Annotated in this window: 19 protein-coding genes; 14 read left to right on the plus strand and 5 right to left on the minus strand. The window is 68.8% G+C overall.

What is annotated here, in order from left to right; translation table 11 throughout:
* Positions 1–37: 37 nt before the first annotated feature.
* On the minus strand, positions 38–1,291 hold the full coding sequence (locus F0U63_RS14425) for an FHA domain-containing protein (protein ID WP_395846481.1): 1,254 nt from the start codon (positions 1,289–1,291) through the stop codon (positions 38–40).
* A gap of 208 nt (positions 1,292–1,499) precedes the next feature.
* Between F0U63_RS14425 and cysS the strand changes: the two genes are divergently transcribed.
* The gene (gene cysS / locus F0U63_RS14430) at positions 1,500–2,966 is read left to right on the plus strand and encodes a cysteine--tRNA ligase (protein WP_395846482.1); all 1,467 of its coding nucleotides are present in this window, start codon (positions 1,500–1,502) and stop codon (positions 2,964–2,966) included.
* A 177-nt stretch (positions 2,967–3,143) separates the two neighbouring features.
* Positions 3,144–4,601 carry a hypothetical protein gene (locus tag F0U63_RS14435; RefSeq protein WP_395846483.1) on the plus strand — a complete coding sequence of 486 codons (1,458 nt, stop codon included), beginning with the start codon at positions 3,144–3,146 and terminating at the stop codon, positions 4,599–4,601.
* A gap of 34 nt (positions 4,602–4,635) precedes the next feature.
* Here the strand turns inward: F0U63_RS14435 and F0U63_RS14440 are convergent, their stop codons facing one another.
* A complete protein-coding gene (locus tag F0U63_RS14440; RefSeq protein ID WP_395846484.1) occupies positions 4,636–5,715 on the minus strand; it encodes a hypothetical protein in 1,080 nt (359 codons plus the stop codon).
* A gap of 150 nt (positions 5,716–5,865) precedes the next feature.
* Complete coding sequence (locus F0U63_RS14445; RefSeq protein ID WP_395846485.1) at positions 5,866–7,254, minus strand: glycosyl hydrolase; 1,389 nt, start codon at positions 7,252–7,254, stop codon at positions 5,866–5,868.
* Positions 7,255–7,456: 202 nt separating this feature from the next.
* On the opposite strand from F0U63_RS14445, the gene F0U63_RS14450 reads away from it, so the two are divergent.
* Entirely contained in the window at positions 7,457–7,936 is a 480-nt protein-coding gene (locus F0U63_RS14450; RefSeq protein WP_395846486.1) for a hypothetical protein, read from the plus strand.
* On the opposite strand, the gene F0U63_RS14455 is transcribed toward F0U63_RS14450, so the two are convergent.
* Complete coding sequence (locus F0U63_RS14455) at positions 7,923–8,960, minus strand: serine hydrolase domain-containing protein (protein WP_395846487.1); 1,038 nt, start codon at positions 8,958–8,960, stop codon at positions 7,923–7,925. The two genes, F0U63_RS14450 and F0U63_RS14455, sit on opposite strands and share 14 nt — an antisense overlap.
* A gap of 174 nt (positions 8,961–9,134) precedes the next feature.
* Between F0U63_RS14455 and F0U63_RS14460 the strand changes: the two genes are divergently transcribed.
* From F0U63_RS14460 to pheA (F0U63_RS14475), 4 genes are read left to right on the plus strand one after another with little or no spacing between them, the layout of a single operon-like run.
* Positions 9,135–12,098 (plus strand): ATP-binding protein, encoded by a 2,964-nt coding sequence (locus F0U63_RS14460; protein WP_395846488.1) that lies wholly within the window; start codon positions 9,135–9,137, stop codon positions 12,096–12,098.
* Positions 12,099–12,114: 16 nt separating this feature from the next.
* Positions 12,115–13,698 carry an ATP-binding protein gene (locus F0U63_RS14465; RefSeq protein WP_395846489.1) on the plus strand — a complete coding sequence of 528 codons (1,584 nt, stop codon included), beginning with the start codon at positions 12,115–12,117 and terminating at the stop codon, positions 13,696–13,698.
* Positions 13,695–14,555, plus strand: coding sequence for a prephenate dehydratase (gene pheA, locus F0U63_RS14470; protein ID WP_395846490.1), 861 nt, complete (start codon positions 13,695–13,697; stop codon positions 14,553–14,555). The genes F0U63_RS14465 and pheA (F0U63_RS14470) overlap by 4 nt, the downstream gene beginning before the upstream one ends.
* Before the next feature lie 6 nt (positions 14,556–14,561).
* Positions 14,562–15,704, plus strand: coding sequence for a prephenate dehydratase (pheA, locus tag F0U63_RS14475; RefSeq protein WP_395846491.1), 1,143 nt, complete (start codon positions 14,562–14,564; stop codon positions 15,702–15,704).
* Positions 15,705–15,740: 36 nt separating this feature from the next.
* On the opposite strand, the gene gspC is transcribed toward pheA (F0U63_RS14475), so the two are convergent.
* Positions 15,741–16,604 carry a type II secretion system protein GspC gene (gspC, locus tag F0U63_RS14480; RefSeq protein ID WP_395846492.1) on the minus strand — a complete coding sequence of 288 codons (864 nt, stop codon included), beginning with the start codon at positions 16,602–16,604 and terminating at the stop codon, positions 15,741–15,743.
* A 331-nt stretch (positions 16,605–16,935) separates the two neighbouring features.
* Here gspC and F0U63_RS14485 point away from each other — a divergent pair, with 331 nt between their 5' ends.
* The 7 genes from F0U63_RS14485 (at position 16,936) to F0U63_RS14515 (ending at position 26,147) form a co-directional block, all read left to right on the plus strand.
* On the plus strand, positions 16,936–17,568 hold the full coding sequence (locus F0U63_RS14485; RefSeq protein WP_395846493.1) for a M15 family metallopeptidase: 633 nt from the start codon (positions 16,936–16,938) through the stop codon (positions 17,566–17,568).
* Between the two features lie 27 nt (positions 17,569–17,595).
* Complete coding sequence (locus F0U63_RS14490; protein ID WP_395846494.1) at positions 17,596–17,748, plus strand: hypothetical protein; 153 nt, start codon at positions 17,596–17,598, stop codon at positions 17,746–17,748.
* Positions 17,749–17,832: 84 nt separating this feature from the next.
* Positions 17,833–19,506, plus strand: a complete 1,674-nt coding sequence (locus F0U63_RS14495) for a M20/M25/M40 family metallo-hydrolase (RefSeq protein WP_395846495.1) — start codon at positions 17,833–17,835, stop codon at positions 19,504–19,506.
* A gap of 60 nt (positions 19,507–19,566) precedes the next feature.
* Positions 19,567–21,732 (plus strand): excinuclease ABC subunit UvrB, encoded by a 2,166-nt coding sequence (gene uvrB / locus F0U63_RS14500; RefSeq protein ID WP_395846496.1) that lies wholly within the window; start codon positions 19,567–19,569, stop codon positions 21,730–21,732.
* A 6-nt stretch (positions 21,733–21,738) separates the two neighbouring features.
* Positions 21,739–23,676, plus strand: coding sequence for an excinuclease ABC subunit UvrC (uvrC, locus tag F0U63_RS14505; protein WP_395846497.1), 1,938 nt, complete (start codon positions 21,739–21,741; stop codon positions 23,674–23,676).
* 140 nt (positions 23,677–23,816) lie between these two features.
* Positions 23,817–24,335, plus strand: a complete 519-nt coding sequence (locus F0U63_RS14510; RefSeq protein WP_095985859.1) for a DUF507 family protein — start codon at positions 23,817–23,819, stop codon at positions 24,333–24,335.
* Positions 24,336–24,437: 102 nt separating this feature from the next.
* A complete protein-coding gene (locus F0U63_RS14515; RefSeq protein ID WP_395846498.1) occupies positions 24,438–26,147 on the plus strand; it encodes a hypothetical protein in 1,710 nt (569 codons plus the stop codon).
* Positions 26,148–26,182 lie beyond the last annotated feature (35 nt).

Genomic DNA, 26,182 nt, shown 5'->3' on the forward strand with positions numbered 1-26,182 from the left:
GGGTTTTTCTTTGGGCTCCGGGGGCCCGCCCGGGCGGCTACGGGCCTCGAACCTGGGCCTGGGCCTGGGTCAGCGCCAGGCGGATGCGCGGCGCGTACGCTCCCCAGCCCTGGGCAATCTGCCGATCCAGGGCGTGCGCCTCGGTGAAGTGGCGCACGGCGGCCGGGGCGTCCCGGGCCTCCATGGCGGCCTGGCCCGCCTTCCACGCCTGCTGGAAGCGCTCCATCAGCAGGGCCAGGTTCTCCACGTGCTCGCGCCGGGCGAGGTTCAGGGCCGCCTCGACGTGTCCCGACTCGTATTGGGCGAGCACCTCCGCCTCCGCGTCGGGATTCGGGGCCGCGTGGGACTCGGGCGGCGGAGGCTTCGGGAGGGCCTTGACGGCGCCCTCCTTCACGGCGCGGCCGGTGTCCCGTGCCGGACGGGCGGCGGACTGGGCCTCCTCGGCGAGCACCTGGGCTCGAGCGGTGGGCGGCGCGGCCTCGGGGCTTGGGGAAGGGGCCTCCGCGGCCACCTCCACCTCGATGTCCGGCTCCCGGGCGCGCAATGGCTCGGACGTCTCCACCTGGGGCTCCTCGCGCAGCAACCGGACCGCCGAGAGCGTGAGGAACACGGCCACCAGGCCGCTCGACGCGGCGGCGAGCAGCACGAGGCGCTGGGCGCTCAGGCCCACCCGGAGGGGCGAGGACCGCCGTCCATCGGCGCCGCGGCGCGAGGGCATGGGACCCGGCCCTCTCACGCGCAGCAGCGCGTTGCCCAGGGCGATCTCATCCCCCGAGCGCAGCTCGCGCTCGCCCGTGAGCCGGACGCGGTTGACGTAGGTGCCGTTCTGGCTGCCCACGTCCTTGAGGAGCAGCCGGTTGCCCAGGCGGGTGAGCTGCGCGTGGCGCCGGCTGATGGAGGGGTGCTGCAGCCTCAGGTCGGACGAGGAGGCGCGGCCCAACGTCAGCACGCCCTGCTTGATGGGCACGAGCTGCCCGGTTCCGGGACCGCGCTCGACATAGAGGCAGGCGCGCTCGTGGCCGGGATCCTCGTACTCGCCGGAGGTGAAGCGGGTGGGAAACTCGCGATCCCTCTCCTGGCGGGAGGCGCCCGCCGCGTGCCGGCGCGAACGGCGTGGGCCCATGGGAAACTGGGGCACGCGCTGGGGGCGCGGATCATCGGCCTGCAGGGGCGCCACTTCGTCATCATCGAAGGGCAGGTCCACATCATCCGCGGGCGCCGTGGTCTCTCCGCCCTCCGCCGCGGAGGGCGGAGCGGAGCGGGGGGGGCGCTTGGGATTCGGAGGACTCATGGGGGTGCTTCTCCCAGGATTCGATGGCCGGGCGAGACGGGGGGTCTCCCGGGGCAGCAGGATAGTCTTTTTTCGGCCGGGAAGGGGGAGCGAGGGCCCATCTATGTTGACTGAGTAGTCATGCCCTGGTGAAAGTCCCGTCTTTCCGACTGCGCGTCGCAATCCGCAATCGGAACTCGAGAATCGACCGTCCAGGAGGTTCGTGCACGTGGCCGCCGCATCCATCCGCCTTTTCAACACGATGACGATGCAGAAGGAGACGCTGGTGCCTGTGGTCCCGGGCAAGCTGGGCGTCTATGTGTGTGGCCCGACGGTCTACAGCTACGTCCACATCGGCAACGCGCGCACGTTCACGTCGTTCGATGTCGTGGTGCGTTATCTGCGCCATCGCGGCTTCGACGTGACGTACGTGCGCAACTACACCGACGTGGACGACAAGATCATCAAGGCCGCCCAGGAGACGGGCGAGGCCCCGGTGGCGCTGGCGGCGCGGTTCGTGGAGGCGTTCCGCGAGGATGCCCGGGCCCTGCGCCTGCTGGAGCCGGACGTCTCGCCCAAGGTGAGCGATCACATCCCGGAGATCCTGCGCATCATCGGCAAGCTGGTGGACAAGGGCGTGGCGTACGCCTCCCAGGGCGACGTGTACTTCTCCGTGCGGCGCTACCCCGACTACGCGAAGCTGTCCAAGCGCGACCTGGACGAGTTGTGCGTGGGCGAGCGCGTCCAGCCCGGTGAGCAGAAGCACGAGCCGCTGGACTTCGCCCTGTGGAAGGCCGCCAAGCCGGGCGAGCCGTCCTGGGACAGCCCCTGGGGCCCGGGCCGGCCCGGGTGGCACATCGAGTGCTCGGCCATGAGCGAGCGCTACCTGGGCGAGACCTTCGACATCCACGGCGGTGGGTTGGATCTCATCTTCCCGCACCATGAGAACGAGCTCGCCCAGAGCGAGGCCGCGAGTGGCCACACCCTGGCGCGCTACTGGATGCACTGCGGCTTCCTCGATCTCGAGGGGGCGAAGATGTCCAAGTCGCTCGGCAACGTGGTGCGCCTGCGCGAGGCGCTGGAGCGGGTGGACGCCGAGGCGCTGCGCTTCTTCTTCCTCTCCACGCACTACCGCCACCCGCTGGCCTTCTCGGACAAGGGCCTGGCGGACGCCGAGCTGCGCATGGAGTACTTCTACGAGACCCTGCGCAAGGTGGACGAGCGCGTGGGCGGCAAGGAGTTCGCCCCGGGTCCGCTGCACGGCGACGCCGCGCGCTTCATGGCGGACTTCGAGGCCCAGATGGACGACGACTTCAACTCGGCGGGCGCGCTGGGAGTGCTGTCGGGCCTGTTCGCGATGATGAACGAGCTGGTGGACAAGCCGCCGGTCAAGGACAAGGCCCTGGTGGGCCGCACCCTGCGGGCGTTGCGCGAGGACGTGCGCAAGGTGTCGGGCATCCTCGGCCTGTTCGAGGAGGAGCCGGTATCCTGGCTGCTGCGGCGCCGGGACCGGGCCGTGAAGGAGCGGGGGCTCGACGTGGCGCGGGTGGAGCAGTTGATGGCGGCGCGCGCGGAGGCCCGCAAGGCCAAGGACTTCGCCGAGGCGGACCGGCTGCGCGGCGAGCTGAAGTCCCTGGGCGTGGAGATCATGGACACGGCGGCGGGCACCCAGTGGAAGGTGGCCGCGCCCGCGTAGCGCTCCCTCCTCGGCGGGGTGTCCAGGTGCCCACGAACGACGAGCCCCCGAGGGCTCGTCGCGCGCCGATGACGCATTGCTTCCGCCTCCATCGCGACAGATGCGGATTCCCCGCACTTATCAAATTCCAAGAAAATATTAGGATTGGACGCCCACTCACCCACTGGGAGTCCATCCATGCGCTCGAGGCCACGGTCCATTTTCATGACGATGATGTGGGGAGTCGCGCTCGCGGGAGGCTCCGCGTTCGCGGAGAGCCCCCAGCCTTCCGACATGGCGGTTGCGCGGGGAGCGCTCGCGGCGAGTGCCAGCACCTCGCGTTGGACGGAGGAGTTCGCCACCGGCGAGGGCACGGGTGAGCTCGTGCGCACCCAGGAGGGGTTGCTCTTCGAGCCCTATGCCGTCATGCGCAGACCGGAGGGGTTGAGCCGGCTCATTGGCCTCTACACCTTTCCGGCCCGCCGGTTGGAGCAGCCCGTGGACACGATCCGGCCGCTGCTCCAGGCGAGCGCTTCCCCGGAGATGGGCGTCGAGGTGGATGTCCGGGTGCGTGCGCCCGATGGGGCCTGGAGCGAGTGGCGCACCGCCAGCGCGGGAGAGGCCGCGCGCCTGCCTCGCGCCGGCACGGAGGTGCAGGTGAGGCTCGCGCTCCTCGCGGACGAGCGCGGCCGCGGTCCCGTGGTGCGGGAGGTGCGGCTGGAGGGCTCGCTGGAGGGAGTCCCTTCTGGGGAGGAGTTCCAATCCCTGGCGGCGCTGAGCTACCGCGTCTTCGCCACGCGCGAGGGCCTGGTGGGGGGCACGACCGCCAATGGCCATGTCATCAAGTCCAACGATCGTTTCGTGGCGCTGCCGTCGCGCCGGGCGCTCGCGTCCAATGGCGGCTCCGAGTACCAGGTGAAGGTGTGCTACCCGAAGACGGGCAAGTGCACGACCACCTCCGTCTGGGACGTGGGGCCCTGGAACACGAAGGATGACTATTGGAATCCCTCGAGTGTCCGCGAGATGTGGAAGACCCTGCCGCAAGGCAAGCCCGAGGCCCAGGCCGCCTATCAGGACGGCTTCAACGGCGGGTTGGATCAGTTCGGGCGCCGTCCGGCCAACCCCGCGGGCATCGACATCGCCGACGGGGCGTTCTGGACGGACCTGGGGATGAGCAACAACGACTGGGTCGACGTGACGTACCTGTGGACCTCGGGAGGCACCACCCCCACGGGCCTGGTCATCGACAGCAACAACGCCAACAACGACAGCACCCGGGGCTACATCCAGCTCTCGGGCACCAGCTGGGCCTCGTCCACGAACGTGGCGGGCTACTTCGGCTCGAACTACCTCGCCTCGCCCACCGCGGCCGTCTCCGAGCCGGCGACGTTCTGGTTCTACCTGCCCACGGCGGCCACCCGGACGATCGACGCCTGGTGGACCGCGGCGAGTGATCGCTCGACGACCGCGCCCTTCATCGTCTGGGACGTCAATGGCACCCAGCTGGCCACCGTGAAGGTGAACCAGCAGGCCAATGGCAGCAGGTGGAACACCCTCGGCACGTGGAGCTTCCCCGCGGGCTGGAACAAGGTGCAGCTGAGCCGCTGGACCACGGCGGGCTCCTACGTCATCGCCGACGCGATCCAGGTGCGGTAGCGGTGTCCCCGCTCTCTCCCGGTCCGGGTGCTCGTCACGGTCCCGTGGCTCCTGTGAGGGGCGAGAGCCCCTCCTGGGATTCGAGCTGGTCGAGCTGCTTCTTGATGAGGACGCGTTGGTAGTTGGTCGTCGCCTCCTTCAGCCGCGTGGTCAATGCGTGCAAGGTCTCGGCGATTTGTCCATGAAGGCGGCCCGTGGAGCACAGCGCATACTTCAGACGATCCAGCCGCCACTGTTGGGTCGTGCCGAGACTGGAATCAGTCGGCTGGGGAGGAACGGGCTCGCACTTCACCGGGCCCGAGGGCTTCGCGGGCGGGGGGGATTTCTCCTGCTCCACCCTGGACGACTCGGCTGCCTGGAGCTTTTTCGCTGATGTGGTGGCTTGAGTGTTCAGGGCCTCGGCGGACTGCGAGTGCTTCACTTCTTCCTCGAACTTGTCGACCCGCTGGCTGATGAGGATGCGTTGGTAGCTGGTCGTCGCTTCCTTCATCTGAGTGGTCAGTGTCTCCAAGGTTCTGGCGGTCTCGCCACGAAGGCGGCCCGTGGAGCACAGTGCATACTTCAGACGATCCAGCCGCCACAGTTGCCTTGTGCCGAGACTGGAATCGGCCGGCTGGGGAGGGACGGGCTCGCACTTCATCGGGTCGGCCGGCTTCGCGGGCGCGGGGGGCTGGTTCTCCGCCAGGGCCTTGGGGGACGGCTCCGCCACGCGGGGGGCTTCAGTGGGTTCTGGCGGAGGTGGCGCTATCTCCCTCTTGACCTTGCGCCGCATGTCCTCGAAACGCGTTCTGACCTTGGGCGCGATCTTCTGCTCGGGAAGGGCCACGTCGGGCCTGAGCAACAGGGCTGCCCGGAAGGCGGTGAGCGCCTCATCCTGCTTGCCCATGTCATACAGGATGAGCCCCTCGTAGAGGGACAGCGTGACCTCGTCCTCCGTCCCCCGCTGCATCTGGCGAGCGAGTTGGATCTGACTCAGCGCATGCTCGTAATCCAGACTCTTGTACAGATGCCGGATCGAGGTGATGCAGTTCTTCACCTCGCTGTCGTTCGCGGCCGGGACGGAGCGAGGCAGCAGCAAGGCCAGCGCCACCACCATCGCGGAGGCGCTCCTCATGTCGAGACCGGTTCTCAAGTGGCTACATCCCTTCCAAACGGAGCAATCCTGGAGGGGATGAGCAAAGGGCGAAGTCGCCCCGGGTGCAAAAATATCGCCGCCCGGAGCCCGCTCGGGACTCCGTGGCGGCGGACGCCCTCGCTGCTCCGTCTACTTCGCGGTGAAGGTGGTGTCGTTGCGGTAGAGCAGGGTCTTCGACCAGTCGGGCAGGAAGATCAACGTGTCGACCCGGTAGGTCCCCGCCGCGAGCGACGTCGGAATCGTGAACGCCGTGGTGTACGAGCGCGTCTGCCCGGCGGTGAAGGCCTGGGCCGTGTAGCTCTTCTCCGACACCAGCTCCGTCGTGGTGGCGTTGCGGATCTCGTACTTCACCACCAGGCTCCTGGCCGTGGACGAGGTGACCGAGCCGGAGACCTGGAAGCTGGTGCCCCGCGTGACGGTCGTGGGGCTCACCGTGGCCTTGCTGGCCGAGACGGCCTCGGTCGGCTGCGGCTCGGTGGGCGTTTCCACGTAGTAGCTCTTGAACAGCGCGGCCGAGTTGGGGAACTCGGTCTGGAAGTCGTGGCCGCTCCGGCTGTCCACGTCGGAGAGCTGGTGATGGCCGTCCGGCGCCTGGCAGTCGAAGTACGAGTGGTAGCCGACGTTGTTCGCCGGATTGAAGATGAACTTGAGCATCTGGTCGACGTAGTACGTGTTGTCTCCGCCACCTTGCGTGGCCGCGTCGTTCACGCCCCACTCGGGAACGGACAACGGCTTGCCGTGCGCTTGCGCGAAGTCGCGGAACCTGGTCAGTGCCGGCGCGAACTGCGCGTTCCAGACCGACTGCCAGCGGCTCAGCGCGCACGAGCCCGTGCAGCCCGCGGGAACCGGATAAGCCCCGTTCCAGCCCTGGTCATACAGGTCGAACCCGATGTAATCCACATACGCATCCCCCGGGTAGGTGGTGGCCAGGTCGCTGGCCGGGATGTCGTAGTTGGGATTCCAGTCGAACTTGAAGCCGGCGGCCGGTTGGGCGGCGCGCATGGCCGTCACGATCTTGCGGAAGCAGGCGGCGAAGTTGGCCTGTTGTCCATTGCCGGAGTACCACGGCATCCAATTACCGCTGAACTCCCAGCCCAGACGGATGATGGTGTTCTGGAGCTTGTAGGAAACCAGGTTGTTCGCCAGCGTCTTGAACCGGTAGTCGTAGGTGCCCTGCGCGCACTGCGCCAGCGAGCCCTGCCCACTCGGGAACATGGCGACCGAGTAGTTCAGGCGCCGGCCCGGCTTCGCGTTCACCCACGTGCTCCAGGAGCTGAGCTGCCAGGAGGGGTTCTCGATGTTGCCCCAGGTGTCCTTCGCTTGATGGCCCTGGCCCATGGTGACTTCATGGCCAAGCCAGCTTGAATAGGCGTTGATGACGTCGGGATTCGAGTAGACCTCACCCCGGTACACACCCGTCAGGGGCTCCGCGGCCGCATCCGCTCCCCAGCCCAGGACGGACATGGCGGCGAGGGAAGTGGCGAGCGTGAGGCCGACGGTTCTTGCACCAATCTTCAAGTCGATTCTCCAATTTTACGGTTCTAATAGGATTGTCGGTTTTGCCCGGGAAAGGTTGCTGGTGCGCGCCACGTCATGGGGCGGACGGGCGCTCTCTTGTCGGCGCTTTACCCGGAGTGCTCCCACTGTTGACAATCCGTTCCATTCACTGCTGCTGTGGGATGGGTCGGACGTGTCATTCCGAGAAGGAACGTGTTTCGAAATGAAGACCGTCATCCTCGCGCTTGTCGCTCTGTTCTTCGCCATGCCTTCAGCGGCCGTCGACAAGAAGTCGTATCCCAACGCCAGACAGAGCTATCCCTTCGTGGTGAAGATCAGCGACTTCTACGGGGCGGAAGGGTTCGGCTTCGATTACTACCTCGACAAATCGAAGCTCGTGGTCGTCTTGTGGGACGACCTGGGAAGCCCCCGGAAGGAAGTCCTCTCCAAGTCGCTGACGAAGGCCGAGGCCAGGGAGTGGGCGAGCTATCTCGAACGTCTGCCCACGGGGCAGTTGAAGGATGCGTATGTCAATTCCGGCGTCGACGACGGCTTGCAGCAGACGTTTACCTTCAAGTCGGGCGGAAGGGAGAAGACCGTGGACGTCCGGAACATCCGAGTCGAGGAGCTCGAGAAGCTCTGCCGGAAGCTGAATCTCCTGATCCCCGACAAGCACCTGCGGCTGCGAGTCAGTGACGGGTGAGGAGCGCGAACCCGGGGGCCTCGACCGGCACGCGCCGCAGCAGCGAGGCGAAGGGGGAGGGCGCATGGTCCGACAGCACGACGACTCCGGTGTCCGTCTCCTCCGAGAAGCCCAGGAAGCCCGAGTAGCCGCCCATCGCCGAGGAGCGCCACACGAGGGACCTGCCCCGCACCCGTGACACGTTCCACCCGAGCCCCACCCGCTTGCCCCAGGTCTTCACGCGCGGGGTGTGCGCCAGCCGCGCGGCATGGGTGAGCCCGACCTGCCAATGTCCCAGGTTCGCGTCGAGGAAGCGCAGCAGGTCGGGCACCGTCGAGTAGAGCGCCCCCGCTCCGGGCAGTGCCGACCAGGTCCAGGCGGGCACCGGCTCGCCCCGGGCGGTGTGGCCGCGAAGCACGCGCGGCTCCTGGGTCTCGGAGGGACGGGCGGTGGTGTCTCCCAACTTCAGCGGCGTGCACAGCCAGTCGCGCACCGCGTGGGCGTAGTTGAGCTTCAAGCGGCGCGAGAGCGCATGGCCGAGCACTCCCATGCCGATGAGGGACTCGGCGTACCTTCGCGGCGGCGGACGCGGAGGGTGGTAGCCGCGCAGGAAGTCCCCGAAGAGCGTCGCGTTGTAGTGGCCGTAGGGGTCGGCCGGGTTCCACGTGCCCGTCCACAGGTTCGGCGGATCGTACGGCATGCCCGAGGTATGCGTCGCCAGTTGCTCGAGCGTGATGCGGCCGGCGGCCTCGTCCGGTAGGAGCGAGCGGGGAATCAACTCCTGGAGCGGCGTGTCGAGCCTCGCCTCGCTCCGGTCCACCAACAGCGCCAGGAGGGTGCCGGTGAAGACCTGGGTGAGTGCGCCCAGGGCATACAGGGACTCCTCGGCGGGGGGCGCCCCCTGGCCGCGCAGCATCCGCACGTGGTGCTCGCCCCGGTGCGTGATGCCCACGCACAGCGCGGCCGAGGGATACGCGCCCACGTAGCGCCGGGTGGCGAGGAGCAGGGCGTCAGCGGGTGAGCCAGGGGGAGCACGAAGGTTCATGGGGCCGGGGGTCGATGCGCTCACGCGCATGGGATTGTCGCGCGGACGAATATCCCATCCATTGGAATGACGGCGAGTGCTCCGTCCAGGGGCGGAGTCTTTCGCGCCGGGGGAGGGGATGTTGTATGTCCGTCGCCCGCGGGCCCGAGTTCCGTCGTTTTCCCGGGAGGCGCCTTGGAGACACGCACGACCAGTGTCCTGCTCGTTGATGATGATCCCGCCAACCTCTCCACCCTGGAAGCCGTCCTCGAGCCGCTCGGCCAGCGGCTGGTGATGGCGGATTCCGGACGCGAAGCGCTCCGGTGCGTGCTCGAGGAGGACTTCGCCGTCATCCTGCTGGACGTGCGCCTGGGGGACATGAGCGGCCTCGAGGTCATGGAGATGCTGCGCGAGCGCGAGCGCAACCGGCGCACCCCCATCCTCCTCATGACGGCGGCGGACATCGCGGTGCCGGAGCTGCTGGAAGGCTACGCCCACGGCGCGGTGGACTACCTCAGCAAGCCCCTCATTCCCCAGGTGCTGCGCGCCAAGGTGGCCACCTTCGTGGAGCTCCAGCTCGCGCGCGAGCAGGTCCGCCGTCAGCAGGAGGCCCAGCGCGTCCTCGAGCGCAGGCAGTGGGAAGCCGAACAGAGCGGCCGGTTGCACGCGCTGCTGCTCCAGGCCCCGGTGGCCGTCGCGATCACCCGCGGCCCCGACTTCATCCTCGAGTTCGCCAATGCCTTCTACGAGAAGGTCATGGGCCGCTCCGTGGAGCTCGGTCAACCGCTGCTCACGGTGCTTCCCGAGCTCGAGACCCAGCCCGGGCTCCTGGAGAGCTTGCGGCACGTGCTGGAGACGGGCGAGCCCTTCTTCGGCAATGAGTTCCCCGTCACCCTCAACCGGGGCGAAGGGGGCGCGCCGGAGGAGGCCTATTTCGACTTCATCTATCAGGCCGCCCGCGATCCGGCCGGGCTCATCACGGGCGTCATCTCCATCTCCGTGGAGGTGACCGGCCACGTCCGGGCGCGGCGCCGCTCGGAGCGCCTCGCCGAGGAGCTGCACTCACGCACGGAGGCGCTGCGCGAGAGCGAGGAACGGTTGCGGCTGGCGGTGGAGTCCACGGCGCTCGGCACCTGGGACTTCAACCCCCTCACCCAGGTGCTGAGCTGGGACGCCCGCTGCAAGGCGCTCGTCGGGGTGCCACCGGATATCCAGCCCAACCTCGAGTTGTTCATCTCGAAGGTCCACCCCGAGGACGGCGAGCGGGTATTGGCCGCGATGCGGCGCGCCATGGAGCCCGTGGGCGGCGGCCAATACGACGTCGAGTACCGCCATGCCGAGCCGCGAGAGGACGCGGAGTGCTGGATGCGCGCCACGGGCCGGGTGCACTTCGAGCAGGGCCGCGCGGTGCGCTTCACGGGCACGGTGCAGGACATCTCCGAGCGCAAGCGCGCGGAGCGTGAGCGGGGCCGGTTGTTGGACGAGGCGCGCCAGCGGGCCGAGCAGCTCCGGGGGCTGACCGAGGCGGCGCTGGCCATCAACGCCGTGGAGGGCATCATGCCGGCGCTGTCGCTCATCGCCGAGCGGGCGCGGGTGCTCGGGGGGGCCCAGCGGTGCTCGGTCAGCCTGATGGATGGCCACGAGGGCGTGGAGTCCATCACCGCCCTGTCGCTCGCGGATCCTTCCCTGGCCCGGCGCGGCGACGAGTCCTGGAGCGAGGAGGCCGGCCTGGCCGCCCGGGTGCGTGACTCGAACCAACCCCTGCGGCTGACCCAGGAGGAGCTGCGGGGTCATCCTCCGTCTCCACCCCCGCGCGGCTGGCTCGCCGTGCCCCTGGTGGGCCGCGACGGCGCCAACCTCGGCCTGCTCCAGTTGTCCGACAAGGAGCGGGGCGACTTCACCGCCGAGGACGAGGCCATCGTCATGCAGCTCGCCCAGATGGCGAGCCTCTCCGTGGAGAAGATCCGCCTGTACGAGCTTGCCCGCACCCAGCGCCGCAACCTGTTCGCGGCGCTGATGCAGATGCCCGAGCCCCTGGCGGTCCTGCGAGGCCCGGACTTCCGCTTCGAGATGGCCAATCTCACCTTCTCGCGCTCCGTGGGCGAGCGGCCCCTGGAGGGCCGCCCCATTCGCGAGGCGATGCCCGAGCTGGAGGGACAGGGCCTCTTCGAGACCCTGGAGCGGGTGTACCACCAGGGGGAGGCCGTGCTGCGCAAGGAGGTGGTGGTGCGCTGGCGGCGGTCGCCGGAGACCTACCTGCGTGAAGGCATCTTCAACCTCGCCCTCCAGCCCCTGCGCGATGGGGAGGGCCGGGTGGAGGGCATCATCGCCGTGGCCTTCGCGGTCACCGATCAGGTGGTCTCCCGGCGGGAGATCGAGGCGCTCGCCGAACAGCTCAGCCAGAGCGAGCAGCGGTTGATCACCCTCGCCGTCGACCTGGAGGACCGGGTGCGCGAGCGCACCGCCCAGCTCCAGGCCGTCAACCAGGAGCTGGAGTCCTTCAGCTACTCCGTCTCGCATGACTTGCGTGCCCCGCTGCGCCACATCATCGGCTTCGCCCAGCTCCTGGAGCGGCGCGCCGGCCCCGTGTTGGACGAGGTGTCGCGAGGCCACCTCAAGACGATCACCACCGCCGCGCGCGATGGCGGCATGCTCATCGATGATCTGCTCGAGTTCTCCCGGATGGGCCGCGCCGAGCTGCGCCAGTCGCGCGTGGACCTGGGGGCGCTGGTGCGCGAGGTGCTCCGCGGCCTCGAGCCCGACATGAAGGGGCGGAGCCTGGAGTGGCGGATAGGCGAGCTGCCCGCGGTCAAGGCCGATCCGGTGCTCGTGCGCCAGGTGTTGCGCAACCTCCTGGCCAATGCCCTCAAGTACACCCGGCCCCGGGCGCAGGCCCTCATCGAGGTGGGGGCCCGCGAGGCGCAGGGCGAGGTGGAGGTGTGGGTGCGCGACAATGGGGTGGGCTTCGACATGCGCTACGCCGACAAGCTCTTCGGCGTCTTCCAGCGCCTGCACACCGTCGAACAGTTCGAGGGAACGGGGATCGGATTGGCCAACGTGCGGCGCATCATCTCCCGGCATGGGGGCCGCACCTGGGCGGAAGGCGCCGTGGATCAGGGGGCCACCTTCCACTTCACCCTGCCCCGGGCCGCTTCCTGATAAGACGGACTCCTTCGTGAGCGAACTCGAGAGAACCTTCCTGGTGGATGCTCCCCCCTCCAGGCCCCTGTCGCTCCTCCTGCTGGAGGACAGCGCGCTGGATGCGCAGCTCATCTCCGCGTGCTTCGAGGAGGTGGGGCTCGATGTGCGCCTGGTGCGCGTGGACAACCAGGCCGGGTTCACCCAGGCACTCGAGGGGTGCCCCTTCGACCTCATCCTCTCCGACTACAACGTCCCGGGCTTCGATGGTCTGGCCGCGCTGAGCGCCGCCCGGAGCGTCTGTCCGGACACTCCCTTCGTCTTCGTCTCCGGCGCGCTGGGCGAGGAGCGCGCCATCGAGCTGCTCAAGTGTGGGGCGACGGACTACGTCCTCAAGGAGCGATTGGAGCGGCTCGTGCCGTGCGTGACGCGGGCCCTGCGCGAGGCGGAAGGGGAGCTGCGGCGCAAGCGCGCCGAGGAGGCCCTGCGCAAGTCCGAGGAGCGCTACGCGCTGGCCATCCGGGCGACCTTCGACACCATCTGGGATTGGGATCTGGAGACGGACTTCCTGCTCTGGAACGACACGCTCCACCAGGTGTTCGGCTACACCCCGGAGCAGTTCGGCTCGCATCCCGATCAGTGGGCCGCGCGCGTCCACCCCGACGAGCGCGAGCAGGTGGTCCAGGGCCTCCGCGACGCCATCGGCTCGAGCGCGGAGCACTGGATGGCGGAATACCGGTTCCTGTGCGCGGACGGCGCCTGGCGCCATGTGCTGGATCGCGGCTACATCGTCCGGGAGCCCGGCGGACGGCCCGTGCGCATGGTGGGCGCCATGCAGGACATCTCCGAGCGCAAGCGCACCGAGGAGGAGCGGCAGCGGCTGCTCCAGGAGGCCCACCGCCGGGCCGAGTTCGAGCAGCAACTCATGGGCATCGTCAGTCATGATCTGCGCAACCCCTTGAGCGCCATCCTCATGGCCGGCACGCTGCTCTTGCGCCACCAGGACACCCAGCCCTGGCAGACCAAGATTGTTACCCGCATCATGTCCTCGGCGGATCGCGCCCACCGGATGATCCGGGATCTGCTCGACTTCACCCAGGCGCGTCTGGGCGGTGGCATCCCCGTGAGCCCCGCGCCGCTGGACCTCCACGAGCTCGCGGCCCAGGTGGTGGAGGAGGCCCGCACGGCCCACCCCGGGCGCGAGCTGCTGCTGCTGCGCACGGGCGATGGTCAGGGGCGCTGGGACTCGGATCGCATCGCGCAGGTGCTCTCCAACATCCTCGGCAACGCCCTTCGCCACGGCCTGGAGGGCACCCCGGTGCGCGTCGAGACGGAGGGGCTGGAGGCGCAGGTGCTCATGCGGGTGCACAACCAGGGCGCGCCCATCCCCCCGGACCTGCGGCCGCACCTCTTCGAGCCCCTCACGCGCGGCGGCCCACGGCCCGGGCAATCCGACCGGAGCATCGGCCTGGGGTTGTACATCGTGCGGCAGATCGTCCTGGCGCACGGGGGCCAGGTGGAGGTCTACTCCACGGCCGACGAGGGCACCACGTTCACGGTCCGCCTGCCCCGGCTCGCCGGCGCGCGGCCGGCTTCCACCGACGAGGCACGTTCGACATGACGCGGATCTCCCTGCTCGGGCCCGGGACGTTCTCCGAGGAGTCCGCCCGCCACTTCCTCGGGGCGGTGCCCCACGAGCTGCTTCCCTGCACGCTCATCGCCGAGGTCTTCCAGGCGGTCGTGTCGGGCCGGGCCGACCTCGGTGTCATTCCCATCGAGAACACCCTGGAGGGCTCGGTCAGCCAGCACCTGGACTGGCTCGTGCACGAGGTGGATCTGCCCATCCAGGCGGAGTGGGTGTACCCCATCACCATGAACCTCATCGGCCATGGCCGGGTGGGGGAGGGGGATTCCCGGGCCCGGCTGGCGCTCGTGCGCGAGGTGCTCTCGCATCCGGTGGCGCTCGGGCAGTGCCGCGAGTTCCTGCGCACCCGCCTGCCCCACGCCCAGGTGGTGCCGGTGAGCTCCACGGCGGAGGGCGCGCGTCAGGTGCGCGAGCGCGCGTCGGAGCAGGGGCTCGCCGCCATCGGCAGCGCCGCGTCCGCGACCCTGTATGGGTTGGACATCCTGGCGGCGCACATCGAGGATCACCCCGACAACGCCACGCGCTTCGTGCTCGTGGGTCCCCGGCCCGTGTCGCTCGCGCGGCCGGGACGCGCGAAGACGAGCCTGCTCATCACCCTGCCCGCGGACTTCCCCGGGGCGCTCCATCAGGTGTTGTCCGTGTTCGCCCGCCAGCGGGTCAACCTCGTGCGGATCGAGTCCCGGCCCACCCGCAAGCGCCTGGGCAACTACTTTTTCTTCATCGATGTCGATGCCGCCCTGTCCACCGAGCCCCTGTCCACCGCCCTCACCGAGATAGAATCCCTGGGTTGTTCGGTCCGGGTGCTCGGTTCGTACCCCAGTCACGGAGTGTAGGTCGCCATGTCCGACGTTGTGGATCTGCAGCAACTGCGTGTCGCCATCGAGCAGGTGGACGAGGAGCTCCTCGACGCCCTGCGCCGCCGCATGGATCTGGCCGAGGAGATCGCCCGGTCCAAGCTCGCCACCGCGTCGCCCATCCGGGATCAACGGCGCGAGGATCTGCTCCTGCAGCGCATCCGGGCCGCGGCGATGGCGCGCAAGCTGGACCCTCATGAGGTGGAGCGGCTCTATCGCTTCATCATGGAGATGTCCGTCGCCCGGCAACACGCCTGGGTGACGGGGTTGGACACCATCCCGCTGCGCGTGGCCTACCCTGGCATCGAGGGCTCCTACAGCCACCAGATGGCGCACAACCGCTACGCGGGCCGTTCCGGCGGCGTGCTCCTGTCCGGCTTCGACACACCCCGCCAGGCGGTGGACGCGCTGCGCGAGGGCGAGGTGGATCTGGCCCTGTTGCCCATCGAGAACACCACCGCGGGGGCCATGTACGACACGTACGACGCGCTCGCGGAGGAGGGCGTCACGCTCATCGCGGAGCTGGTGCACGAGGTGCACCACCGGCTGCTGGGCCAGCCCGGCGCGAAGCTCGAGGCGCTGCACACCGTGCGCTCCCATCCCCAGGCGCTCATTCAATGCGAGTCCTTCCTGCGCGAGCGGCTGCCCCATGTGCGGGTCCTGCCGGAGCTGGACACGGGCATCGCGGCGCAGCGGGTGCGCGAGTCCAATGATCCGGGCATCGCGGCGATCGCGAGCGACTCGGCGGCGCAGCGCTTCGGGTTGGTGGTGCTGGAGCGCGACCTGCAGGGCGCCAAGGGGGACTACACCCGCTTCGTCGAGGTGGCGCGCGAGGCCTCGCCCCTGCCCGCGGAAGTGCCCTGCAAGACGTCCCTGGTGATGGTGCTGGAGAACAAGCCCGGCACGCTCGGCAAGGCCCTGCTGGTGCTCGCCGAGCGCGGGGTGAACCTGGCCAGGCTGGAGTCGCGTCCCCTGCCGGGCTCGCCCTGGGCCTACCGCTTCTTCCTGGACCTGGAGGGCCATGCCGCCTCCGCTGCCCTGGAGGCGGTGCTGCGCGATCTCCAGCCCTATACCCAGTCCATGCGCCTGCTCGGCACCTACCCGCGCGTGGACCTGATGCCGGCGTGAGCCTTCCGGGGGACGGGCGGTCAGGTCCACCTCCCGTCAGCCCTCGACCGTGTAGGTCAGGTGCTGCACCTGTCCGTCCCGCTCCACCTCCAGCTCGATGCGTGGGGCGTCGCGCAGGCGCGTGAAGGCCTCGAGCGCGTGCTCCATGCTGGTCAGGGACAAGCCATTGATGCGCCGCAGGACATCCCCATTGCGCAGCCCGAGCCGTGTGAAGAGGGAGTCCGAGCGGATGGAGAAGAGCTTGAAGCCCTTGGCCACGCCATCCTGGAAGGCGGGGACCACCCGGGCCTGCATGGCGACCTGGTTGAGGTTGGCGAGGGTGTCAGCCACTTCCTGGCGGGAAATCTTGTAGTTGCCGGGACTCACCTGCCGGATGGACGAGGATGGCGCCAGGGGGGCGGGCGCGGCCGGGGCATCGAGCGCGATGGCCGACCGGGACTCGATGGCCTCGAACTGCCCGTCGCGCGACAGCAGGACCCGGGTGCGATCGATGGCGACCACTCGCGCCCCCTGCCACTCCCCGCCGAGCCACAACGAGCGCGTGCGCTGGGTGGGGGTCTCGAGCACGGAGGCGAAGGTGTGGAGCGGAGAGGCGCCACGCATCGTGCCCAGCAGCCGCAGATCCGCGCGCGTGGGCACGGACTCCGGGTGGGAGGGGATGACCTCCCGGCGCAGCTTCTCCGGAAGTCCGAGGTAGCGGCGCAGCGGGACGAGGGCCAGGGGCGTGGGGATTTCTTCCTGGCGTGGAGACGCCTTCCGGACCACCGCGTCCGGGTCGGGTGGTGGGGGTTGCATCCAGGCATCCACGACGGAGTTCAGCGCGGAGGCGAGCATCAAGCACGCGCAGGCCACGCACAGCAGGCAGAGGGCGGGAAAGGCACGGCGGAGCAGGAGGTTCATGCGGCGCCTCCAGAGCAAGCCCGGGACCAACGGTCTCTTCCGAGGGGCGCGCCTCCCCACTCGCCCTCCCGGTGTGCCGGTTTGTCATGAGAGAGCGCGTGGGCGCTGACAGGTCGTCGGGAAGACCCGTTGCCATGGGTCCGCTGCCGCATAGGTATGCCAGTCTAGGCCGGTGCATTCGCGATCGAGCAGTCTCTGGCTCCTCATGCCTTCGCTCATGGTGGGAGACCTTGCCAGGGCGGAGCCTTCCGTTCCCGCCGCATCCGGGGCCGACTCCCCCCCGCGCGCCCTGGCGTGCCTGGCGAAGTGGTACCCGGTGGAGCCAGTGAAGATGGAAGGCACGTGGCACTACAAGCTCGGCGCGGCCACGTACCCCTGGGATGACGGGAAGACGAAGTCCTTCGAGCAGAAGCTGGAGTCCCCGGACCTGGAGGACACGTTCTCCATTCCCTATGTCCCCGGGCCCATCCAACCGGTGACGCGCGAGAACGAGGACCCCGGACGCATCCGCTTCGATCCGCTCTTCCACGCGGCCTACGGAGACTCCGAGGCGAAGGTGGACGTGGTGGGCATCGACTTCCTGGGGCAGGAACTGAAGGTGCATCGCGCGGTGGCGCCAGCCTTCACGCGCGTGGCGAAGCGGCTCGACGCGGTGTTGAAGCAGGAGCCCTCGCTGCGGCCGTACCTGTGCGGCCTGGGCGGCACCTTCGTGTGGCGGAAGATCGCCCATACCCAACGGCAGAGCGCGCACTCCTATGGCGTGTCGATCGACGTGAACGTGAAGCGCTCGCACTACTGGGAATGGGCGAAGCCGAAGGAGCCGGTGCGCTGGGCCAACCAGATTCCCCAGGTGCTCGTGGATGCCTTCGAGGCCGAGGGCTTCATCTGGGGCGGGCGCTGGTATCACTACGACACGATGCACTTCGAGTACCGGCCGGAGTTGTTGGATCCCGCGTGCCGGTAGGATGAAGCGGTTGGAACCCGAGGGGGCATGTTCTTCACGCTGAACCTCGATGTCTACGTGAACCTCGCGGGAGATCGGGCGCTCCTCGTCTGGAACGAGCGGTGGCGTGGGGGGTCCTTCCTGGCGCGTCGCGACAAGGGGCGCTGGGTGCTCGAATCGCGCGGGAACTGGGTGACCTGAGCAGGCGTGCGCCCCTGGAGGTTGCCCACTTCGGAGCGCACGAGGAACGCGTGCTCCGCCGCCGGGCATGGTAGGGCTTCGGGCATGAAGCGTTTGTCGCTGCTCCTCGCCCCCCTGGTGCTTCTCGCCTCCGCCGCCCGGGCCCAGTCCACGCCCCCCGCGGAGAAGGCCGCGGCCCGGTCCATGGAGGATTACCGGCTGCGCGCCCATATCGACTTCCTGGCCTCGGATCTGCTCGAGGGCCGGGGGCCGGGCACGCGCGGCGACGCCCTGGCCCAGCTCTACATCGCGACGCAGTTCCAGTTGCTCGGGCTCGAGCCCATGCCCGCGGGGCGGGGCTACCTCCAACCCTTCGAGCTGGTGGGCATGACGGGACATCCCGAGACGATCGCCTTCACTGGCCCCTCGGAGACGCTGCGGATCCATTTTGGCGAGGACTTCATCGCCCACGCCGGGCAGCCGTCCGAGAACATCGAGTTGAAGGACTCGGAGCTGGTCTTCGTGGGCTATGGCATCCAGGCGCCGGAGTTCGACTGGGACGACTTCAAGGGCGTGGACCTGCGGGGCAAGACGCTGCTCATCCTGAACAATGATCCCGAGGACGATCCCGCGCTCTTCGGGGGCAGGACCCGGCTGCGCTATGGCCGGTGGGACTACAAGTACGAGCAGGCGGCGAAGACGGGCGCGGCGGGGGCGATCCTCCTGCACACGACGCCGAGCGCGGGCTATCCCTGGCAGGTGGTGCGCACGTCCTGGTCGGGCGAGCAGTTCGAGCTTCCATCCGGCGACGTCCCTCGTCTGCGGATGAAGGGCTGGACGACGGAAGAGGCCACGCGCCGGGTGCTGCGCCTGGCGGGCAAGGACCTGGACGCGCTGCGCGCGGCGGCCCAGAAGCGCGACTTCCAGCCCGTGCCGTTGGGCGTGAAGGTGTCCACGCGCTTCGCCAACCAGGTGCACCGCCGTCCCACGGCGAACGTGTTGGGCGTGCTGCCCGGGAGCGATCCGGCGCTGTCCAAGGAGGTGGTGCTCTACACGGCGCACCATGATCACCTGGGCCTCAAGGAGGACGCGAAGCCGGGCGAGGACGCCATCTACAACGGGGCGGTGGACAACGCATCCGGCGTGGCGGCGATGCTGGAGGTGGCGCGGGCCTTCACCGCGCTGCCCAAGCGCCCCGCGCGCTCCATCCTCTTCGCCGCGGTGGCCGCCGAGGAGCAGGGCCTGCTGGGCTCGCGCTACCTCGCCGAGCACCTGCCGGTACCGCCCGGGCGCGTGGCGGCCAACCTCAACATCGACGGGCTCAACATCCACGGGCGCACCCGGGACGTGACGGTCATCGGCCTGGGCAAGTCCTCGCTGGACAAGCCCCTCATCGCGCTGGTGCGGGAGCAGGGCCGGGTGGTGAAGCCGGACCAGTTGCCGGACCGGGGCTTCTTCTACCGTTCGGACCAGTTCAACTTCGCGAAGCTGGGAATTCCCGCCGCCTATTTCAGCAGTGGACTGGACTTCATCGGCCGCCCGGCGGGCTGGGGGCGGGAGCGCCGGGAGAAGTGGGAGGCCGGGCACTACCATCAGCCCTCGGACGAGGTGGGCCCGGAATGGGACCTGTCCGGCGCGCTGGAGGACGTGCGTTTGTTCTTCCTGCTGGGGGCCCATGTCGCCCGCACCCGGGAGGCTCCGCGCTGGAATCCGGGCGACGAATTCGAGGCGCCCCGCCGCCGGGCGCTCGAGGCGCTGGACTCCGGGGGAGCGAGGTAACGAACGCTTCCCGTTCATCCCTAAGGCACCCACTCACTCGGGGTGTTAAGGCTTACAGCCATGCCTGAATTCCAGATCGTCAGCGACTACAAGCCCCAGGGCGATCAACCGCGCGCCATCGGTGAACTCACCGAGGGCATTCTGCGGGGAGATCGCTACCAGACGCTGCTGGGCGTCACCGGCTCGGGCAAGACCTTCACCATGGCGAACCTCATCGCCAACGTGAAGCGCCCCACGCTGCTCATCGCGCACAACAAGCTGCTCGCCGCCCAGCTCTACGGGGAATACAAGGCGCTCTTCCCCCACAACGCCGTCGAGTACTTCGTCTCGTACTTCGACTACTACCAGCCCGAGGCGTACATCCCCACCTCGGACACCTTCATCGAGAAGGACTCGTCGGTGAACGACGAGATCGAGCGCATGCGCCACTCGGCCACGCACTCGCTGCGCACGCGCGACGACGTGCTCATCGTGGCGAGCGTGTCGTGCATCTACGGCCTCGGCACGGCGCGTTCGTACGTGGACCTGGCGGTGACGGTGAACGTGGGCGCGGAGCTGGGCCGCGACACCTTCATCCGCCGGCTGGTGGAGAGCCAGTACGAGCGCAATGATCTCGACTTCCACCGCGGGACGTTCCGGGCCCGGGGCGACACGGTGGAAGTGTTCCCCGCCTACGAGGAGGAGCGCGCGGTGCGCGTGAGCTTCTTCGGCGACGAGGTGGAGAAGATCACCGAGTTCGATCCGCTGCGCGGCGTGACGCTGGGCGCGCTGGACAAGGTCGTCATCTTCCCCGCGAGCCACTACGTCACCGAGGCGGACACGCGCAAGAACGCGCTGCAGACCATCCGCGACGAGCTGGGCGAGCGGCTCCAGGAGTTCCAGCGCGAGGGCAAGCTCCTGGAGGCGCAGCGGCTGGAGCAGCGCACGATGTACGACCTCGAGATGATCGAGCAGATCGGCTACTGCAACGGCATCGAGAACTACTCGCGGCACTTCTCGGGGCGGCGGACCGGAGAGCCACCGCCGTGTCTCATCGACTACTTCCCGCGCAACATGCTGGTGCTCATCGACGAGAGCCACCAGACGGTGCCGCAGATTGGCGCCATGTACCGCGGGGACCGGGCGCGCAAGGAGACGCTGGTGGCGCACGGCTTCCGCCTGCCCAGCGCCCTGGACAACCGTCCGCTCAAGTTCACCGAGTTCGAGGAGATGGTGCAGCAGGCCGTCTTCGTGTCGGCGACGCCGGCGGAGTACGAGCTGCAGAAGTCCAAGGGCGTGGTGGTGGAGCAGATCATCCGCCCCACGGGCCTGACGGATCCCGAGGTGGAGGTGCGCCCGGCGCGCAACCAGGTGGATGACGTGCTGGAGGAGGTGCGCCAGCGCGTGGCGAAGAACGAGCGCGTGCTGGTGACCACGCTCACCAAGCGCATGGCGGAGGACCTGACCGAGTACCTCACCGAGGTGGGCGTCAAGGTGCGCTACCTGCACTCGGACATCGGGGCCATCGAGCGCACGGCGATCATCCGCGATCTGCGCAAGGGCGAGTTCGACGTGCTGGTGGGCATCAACCTGCTGCGCGAGGGGCTCGACATCCCCGAGGTGTCGCTGGTGGCCATCTTCGACGCGGACAAGGAAGGCTTCCTGCGCAGCCACGTGTCGCTCATCCAGACGATCGGCCGCGCGGCGCGCAACCTGAATGGCCACGTCATCATGTACGCGGATGCCGTGACGGACTCGATGCGCATTGCCATCGAGGAGACCAACCGTCGCCGCGAGGTGCAGCGCGCCTACAACGTCGAGCACGGCATCACCCCCAAGGCGGTCAAGAGCAACATCCTCGACCTGTCCGAGCACCTCTACGACGGCGACCCCACGGCACTGCCCATGGCGGCCGACTCGGCCAACGACGTGCTCGAGCCGAAGGAAATCAAGAACCTCATCGCGCAGACGACCAAGGACATGCAGCACTACGCGGACGAGATGGAGTTCGAGAAGGCCGCGGCGATGCGCGACCGGTTGTTGATCCTCAAGGACATGGACCTGGGGCTCAAGGCACCGAGCCGCGCGTTGCTCAACGCTCCGGTGAAGGCGGACGACGAGCCCAAGGCGGGCACTCCGGGAGGCCGCAAGGGCAAGGGCTACAAGCGCGCGAGCGGCTCCTCCCGGGGCAAGGGCGGGGGACCGCCCCACGGCAAGACGGGAATCGGCCCGAGGAAGAGCCGCTAATCACCCATGGACGCGAAGCTCGAAGCCAAGCTGGAAGCGCTGCCCACCGAGCCCGGCGTGTACCTGATGAAGGACCGCCGGGGCGAAGTCATCTACGTGGGCAAGGCCATCAACCTGCGCAACCGGGTGCGCTCCTACTTCACCCGCACCGGGGACGCGCGCGCCTTCGTGTCCCTGCTGGACAAGTTCCTCGGGGACCTGGAGACGGTGATCGTTCACAACGAGAAGGAAGCCCTCCTCCTCGAGAACGAGCTCATCAAGAAGCACAAGCCGCGCTTCAACGTCCTGCTCAAGGACGACAAGCAGTACATCTCGCTGCGGTTGGACAGGAAACAGTCCTATCCGCGGCTGGAGGTGGTGCGGCGCTACGAGAAGGACGGCGCGCGCTACTTCGGCCCGTACTCCAGCGCGAGCGCCATCCGCGAGACGCTGCGCGTCATCAACCGCTTCTTCCACCTGCGCACGTGCACGGACCACGTGCTGGCCAACCGCAAGCGGCCCTGCCTGTTGCATCAGATTGGCCGGTGTCCGGCACCGTGCGTCTACCCTGTACCGGAGGACGAGTACCGCAAGAGCGTGGACGAGGTGGTGCTCTTCCTGGAGGGCAAGGCGGGAGAGCTGGTGGACGGGCTGCGCGCGCGCATGAAGCAGGCCTCGGCGGAGCTCAAGTTCGAGGAGGCCGCGCGCATCCGCGACCAGTTGCGCGCCATCGAGCGCAGCCTCGAGCGGCAGAAGGTGGCCACCACCGACTTCAAGGATCAGGACGTCTTCTCCTTCCACCGGGAGGGAGACCGTCTGCTTGTCTACGTTCTCTATGTGCGGCAGGGGCGGCTCAACGGCGGCCAGGCGTTTCCCCTGGGCAGCCAGGAGTTCCCCGACGAGGAACTGCTGCCCTCCTTCGTGAACCTCTACTACGACCAGGGCAACTTCGTGCCCGAGGAGGTGCTGATGCCCCTGGACGTGGAGGAGCGCGAGGGCCTGGAGGCGCTGCTCACCGAGCGCAAGGGCGACCGGGTGCGGGTGATGGTGCCCAAGCGCGGCGAGAAGCGCGACCTGGTGGAGATGGCGCAGAAGAACGCCGAGCAGGCCGCGCTCGAGCGCCGCCGCACCAAGGACGAGACGGAGAACGTGCTGCGCCGGCTCCAGGAGCGGCTGGGGCTGCGCCGCCTGCCGCGCCGCATGGAGTGTTTCGACATCTCACACTTCCAGGGCGCGAGCATCGTGGCCTCCCAGGTGGCCGCCACGGATGGGGAGATCGACAAGTCGCGCTACCGGCGCTACCGCATCAAGACGCTGGAGAAGCAGGACGACTTCGCGAGCATGCACGAGGTCATCACCCGCCGGCTCAAGCGGGGCCAGGAGGAGGAGGACCTGCCGGACCTGCTGGTCATCGACGGAGGCAAGGGACAGCTCGCCAGCGCGCTCGCCGCCGCGAAGGACCTGGGCGTGGACGGGGTGGACATCGTCTCGCTGGCCAAGAGCCGGGACCTGGAGGTGCATGACCGCGACGAGGAGAGCGCCCAGAGCCCCGAGCGCGTCTTCCTGCCGCACCGCAAGGATCCCATCGTCCTGCGTCAGAACTCGGCGGAGCTCTACCTGCTCACGCGGCTGCGCGATGAGGCCCACCGCTTCGCGATTACCTTTCAACAGAAGAGCATGCGCCGGGGCAACTTCCGCTCCGCGCTGGACGACATTCCGGGCGTGGGCGCGACGCGCAAGAAGCTACTGCTGCGCCACTTCGGCTCGCTCAAGCGCGTGCGCGAGTCGACCATCGAGGAGCTGGCCGAGGTGCTCGGGCCCACCGTGGCCGAGCGCGTTCATGGGGCGCTCCATGGCCATCAGGACGAGGACGAGGCCGACCCGATCCGCGAGGCGTCCCTGGCGGATGCGGATGATTTGATCAACGAAAAGTCAGAAGAAGGCTCGCCACCCGGCTCGCCGTGATTAATTTCCGGTTTAACGCGGGGCTGATGAGGCCGCTGCATCCGCGAAGTTCTTGGGGTTTTTCATTGCGACCGGGCTCGGCGCTGATTTATAGCGGAAAGGTCCAGTCGAGACGTCTTCAAGGGGCGAGGGACCTAATTATGAGGCTCTATCCGAAGGTGATCCCAATCATCTCCCGGGAGGTCGTCCAGAGGCTGATGCAGGACGGCGATGTCGAGGTGGAGCAGATGCGCGTCGCCGACGCCGAGATGGATCTGTCCGCCATCATGCGCGAGTACCTGGCGAACGAGGAGCGTGTGAATCAGGCCACGCGCGAGGCCCTGGAGCGCCGGGGCTACGACTACTCCAAGTTCAATCAGGTCAAGCGTGAGATGGCCGACGTCCGCGGCTTCAAGATGGGCGACGAGGGCATCGAATACGTCATCAACCAGATGATCGAATTCCTGCTCATCAGCCGCAACGTGGAGGAGGTCTACGCCGCCGATAACGTGCTGCGGCAGAAGATCCACGCGGTGATGAAGAAGCACCTGGACGTGGACGAGGAGATCGACCGCGAGGCCCGCTCCCGGCTGCGCCACCTGCAGGAAGGCACGAGCGCCTTCGACATCGAGTACAACAAGACGGTGGAGCAGATCCGCCGGGCTCGGGGTCTCATCTAGCTGGAGAGGAGGCAGGCGCAGCGGGCCCCTCGTTTTCCGGCCCCCCCCAGCCTCCATCCGCTGCCTCCGCTGCTTACCCTCTTTTCAGAGGAGGCAGCGTCGATGGTCGGAATCTTCTCCCCCTTCATGGTCGCCGGGTTGCTCACCGCCAGCCCGGCCGGCTTCACCTTCGATGGTCCCGAGGTCACCGCTCGCACGGTGGGGAACGTCGGCTACTTCACTCAAGGCCCCACGCCCTTCGCCGACCTCTTCGAACGGGGAGCGGGCTCGGTGCAGTTCTCCGCGCGCGAGCGCATCGCGGATCCGCGCGCCACCTACGGGGACGCCGGGCGCCTGGAGGCCACCTTCACCCTCGGGGCCACCACGTACCGGGTGGAGTTGGATCAACCGGGCTTTCCTCCCGCCCAGGCCGGGGCTTCCCAGGGCTCCGGCCCCCCGCCTTCGCCTCCCGCCCAGCCCATCTCCGGCGGCGTGGTGGTGAACCAGGATCTGCATGGCGGGGCGGCGCTCGGCTCTCCCACGATGTCCCGGGTGCATGCGGTCGCGGCGCTCTGGGGGGTGGGGCGATTGTGGCGCAATGGCCAGTTGATCACCGACCAGGCCATCATCCACGCCGCCGCCCTGTCGCACGGCGCCCATGCCGACGATGACACCTTCCGGGTGCTGCCGGTGGCGCGCGAGGGAGACACGGAGCTGAGCGTGCTGGTGTGGAACCTGCCCCTCCAGCTCGAGCCCCGCGGCTTCATCCAGTTCGACTTCGATGACGTGGCCATCGCCGTGAATGGGCTCGAGGTGCGCGCGCTCGCGGCCGTGCCCACCGCCGGGGCGTTCGTCGGAGTCACTCCGCCGAGCTCGCCGGTTCCGGGCGGTGTGTTCCTCGGGGGCGTGGCCACTCCCACTGCCTCCTCTCCGACGACGCCCTCCCCGCAGCAGGGAGTGGGTGGCTCGGGCCTGGCGAACGCGGGACAGGGCTCGGGCACGGTACAGACCGCGACCTCGCCCCTGGCGGGCACGGGACAGACCGGGGCCTCCCCCCTGGCGGCCACGGGCCAGCCCGGTGTCACGCCCCTGGTGAACACGGGACAGGCCGGCGCCACGCCCCTGGCGAACGCGGGACAGGCCGGCACGTCCGGGTTGGATCGGCAGCGCCTCGGGCCGGAGATCTTCGATCGGACCACGGAGCGGGTGGCGACCGCCACCTCGAACGCGCTGCCGACCGATGTGGCGGCGAGCACCACGAGCACGGCGAGAATCTCCGACACCTTCCAGACTCCGGAGCGGGTGGCGATCTCCACCCAGCCCACGGGTGGGACCGGTGTCATCCCGCCCCCCACGGTTCCCAACGGCTTCCTGAATGATCAGCGGGTGAGTCTCTCCGACAATCGGTCTCCGCCCGCGCTCAATGGCTTCGTTCCGCTCTCCCCGACCGCGCCGGCCACGCCTTCCGCCGTGTCCACCCAGGGCTCGTTCTCCGTCGTGCCGCTGGTGCCTGGGGTGGCGGGACCGGAGTTCGCCTTCGGGGGCAATCGCGTGTCGACCGACGTGGTGGCGACGCCGGGCCCGCTGACTTCTCGCGCGGTGGCGGTGCCCCTCGTGGCCACGCCGCAGCCGCTCAACGGCCAGCCGCCGGCGCCCCTCGTGGCCACACCGCGGCCGCTCAACGGGACGGCCGCGGTGCCGCTCATCGCCACGCCGCCGCCCCTCAACACGCAGCCCCTGTCCGTCGGGGCGGCCGGTGGCGCCGTGGTGCCCGGGAGTGCCGTGGCGCCCGGTGCCGCCGCGGCGCCCGCCGTGGGTGGCTCGGGGCGGTGAGGTTCCGGCCCGGCTCCGCTCGTGGGGGAGCCGGG

It is taken from the genome of Cystobacter fuscus, from assembly GCF_044360685.1.
Taxonomy (GTDB): domain Bacteria; phylum Myxococcota; class Myxococcia; order Myxococcales; family Myxococcaceae; genus Cystobacter; species Cystobacter fuscus_C.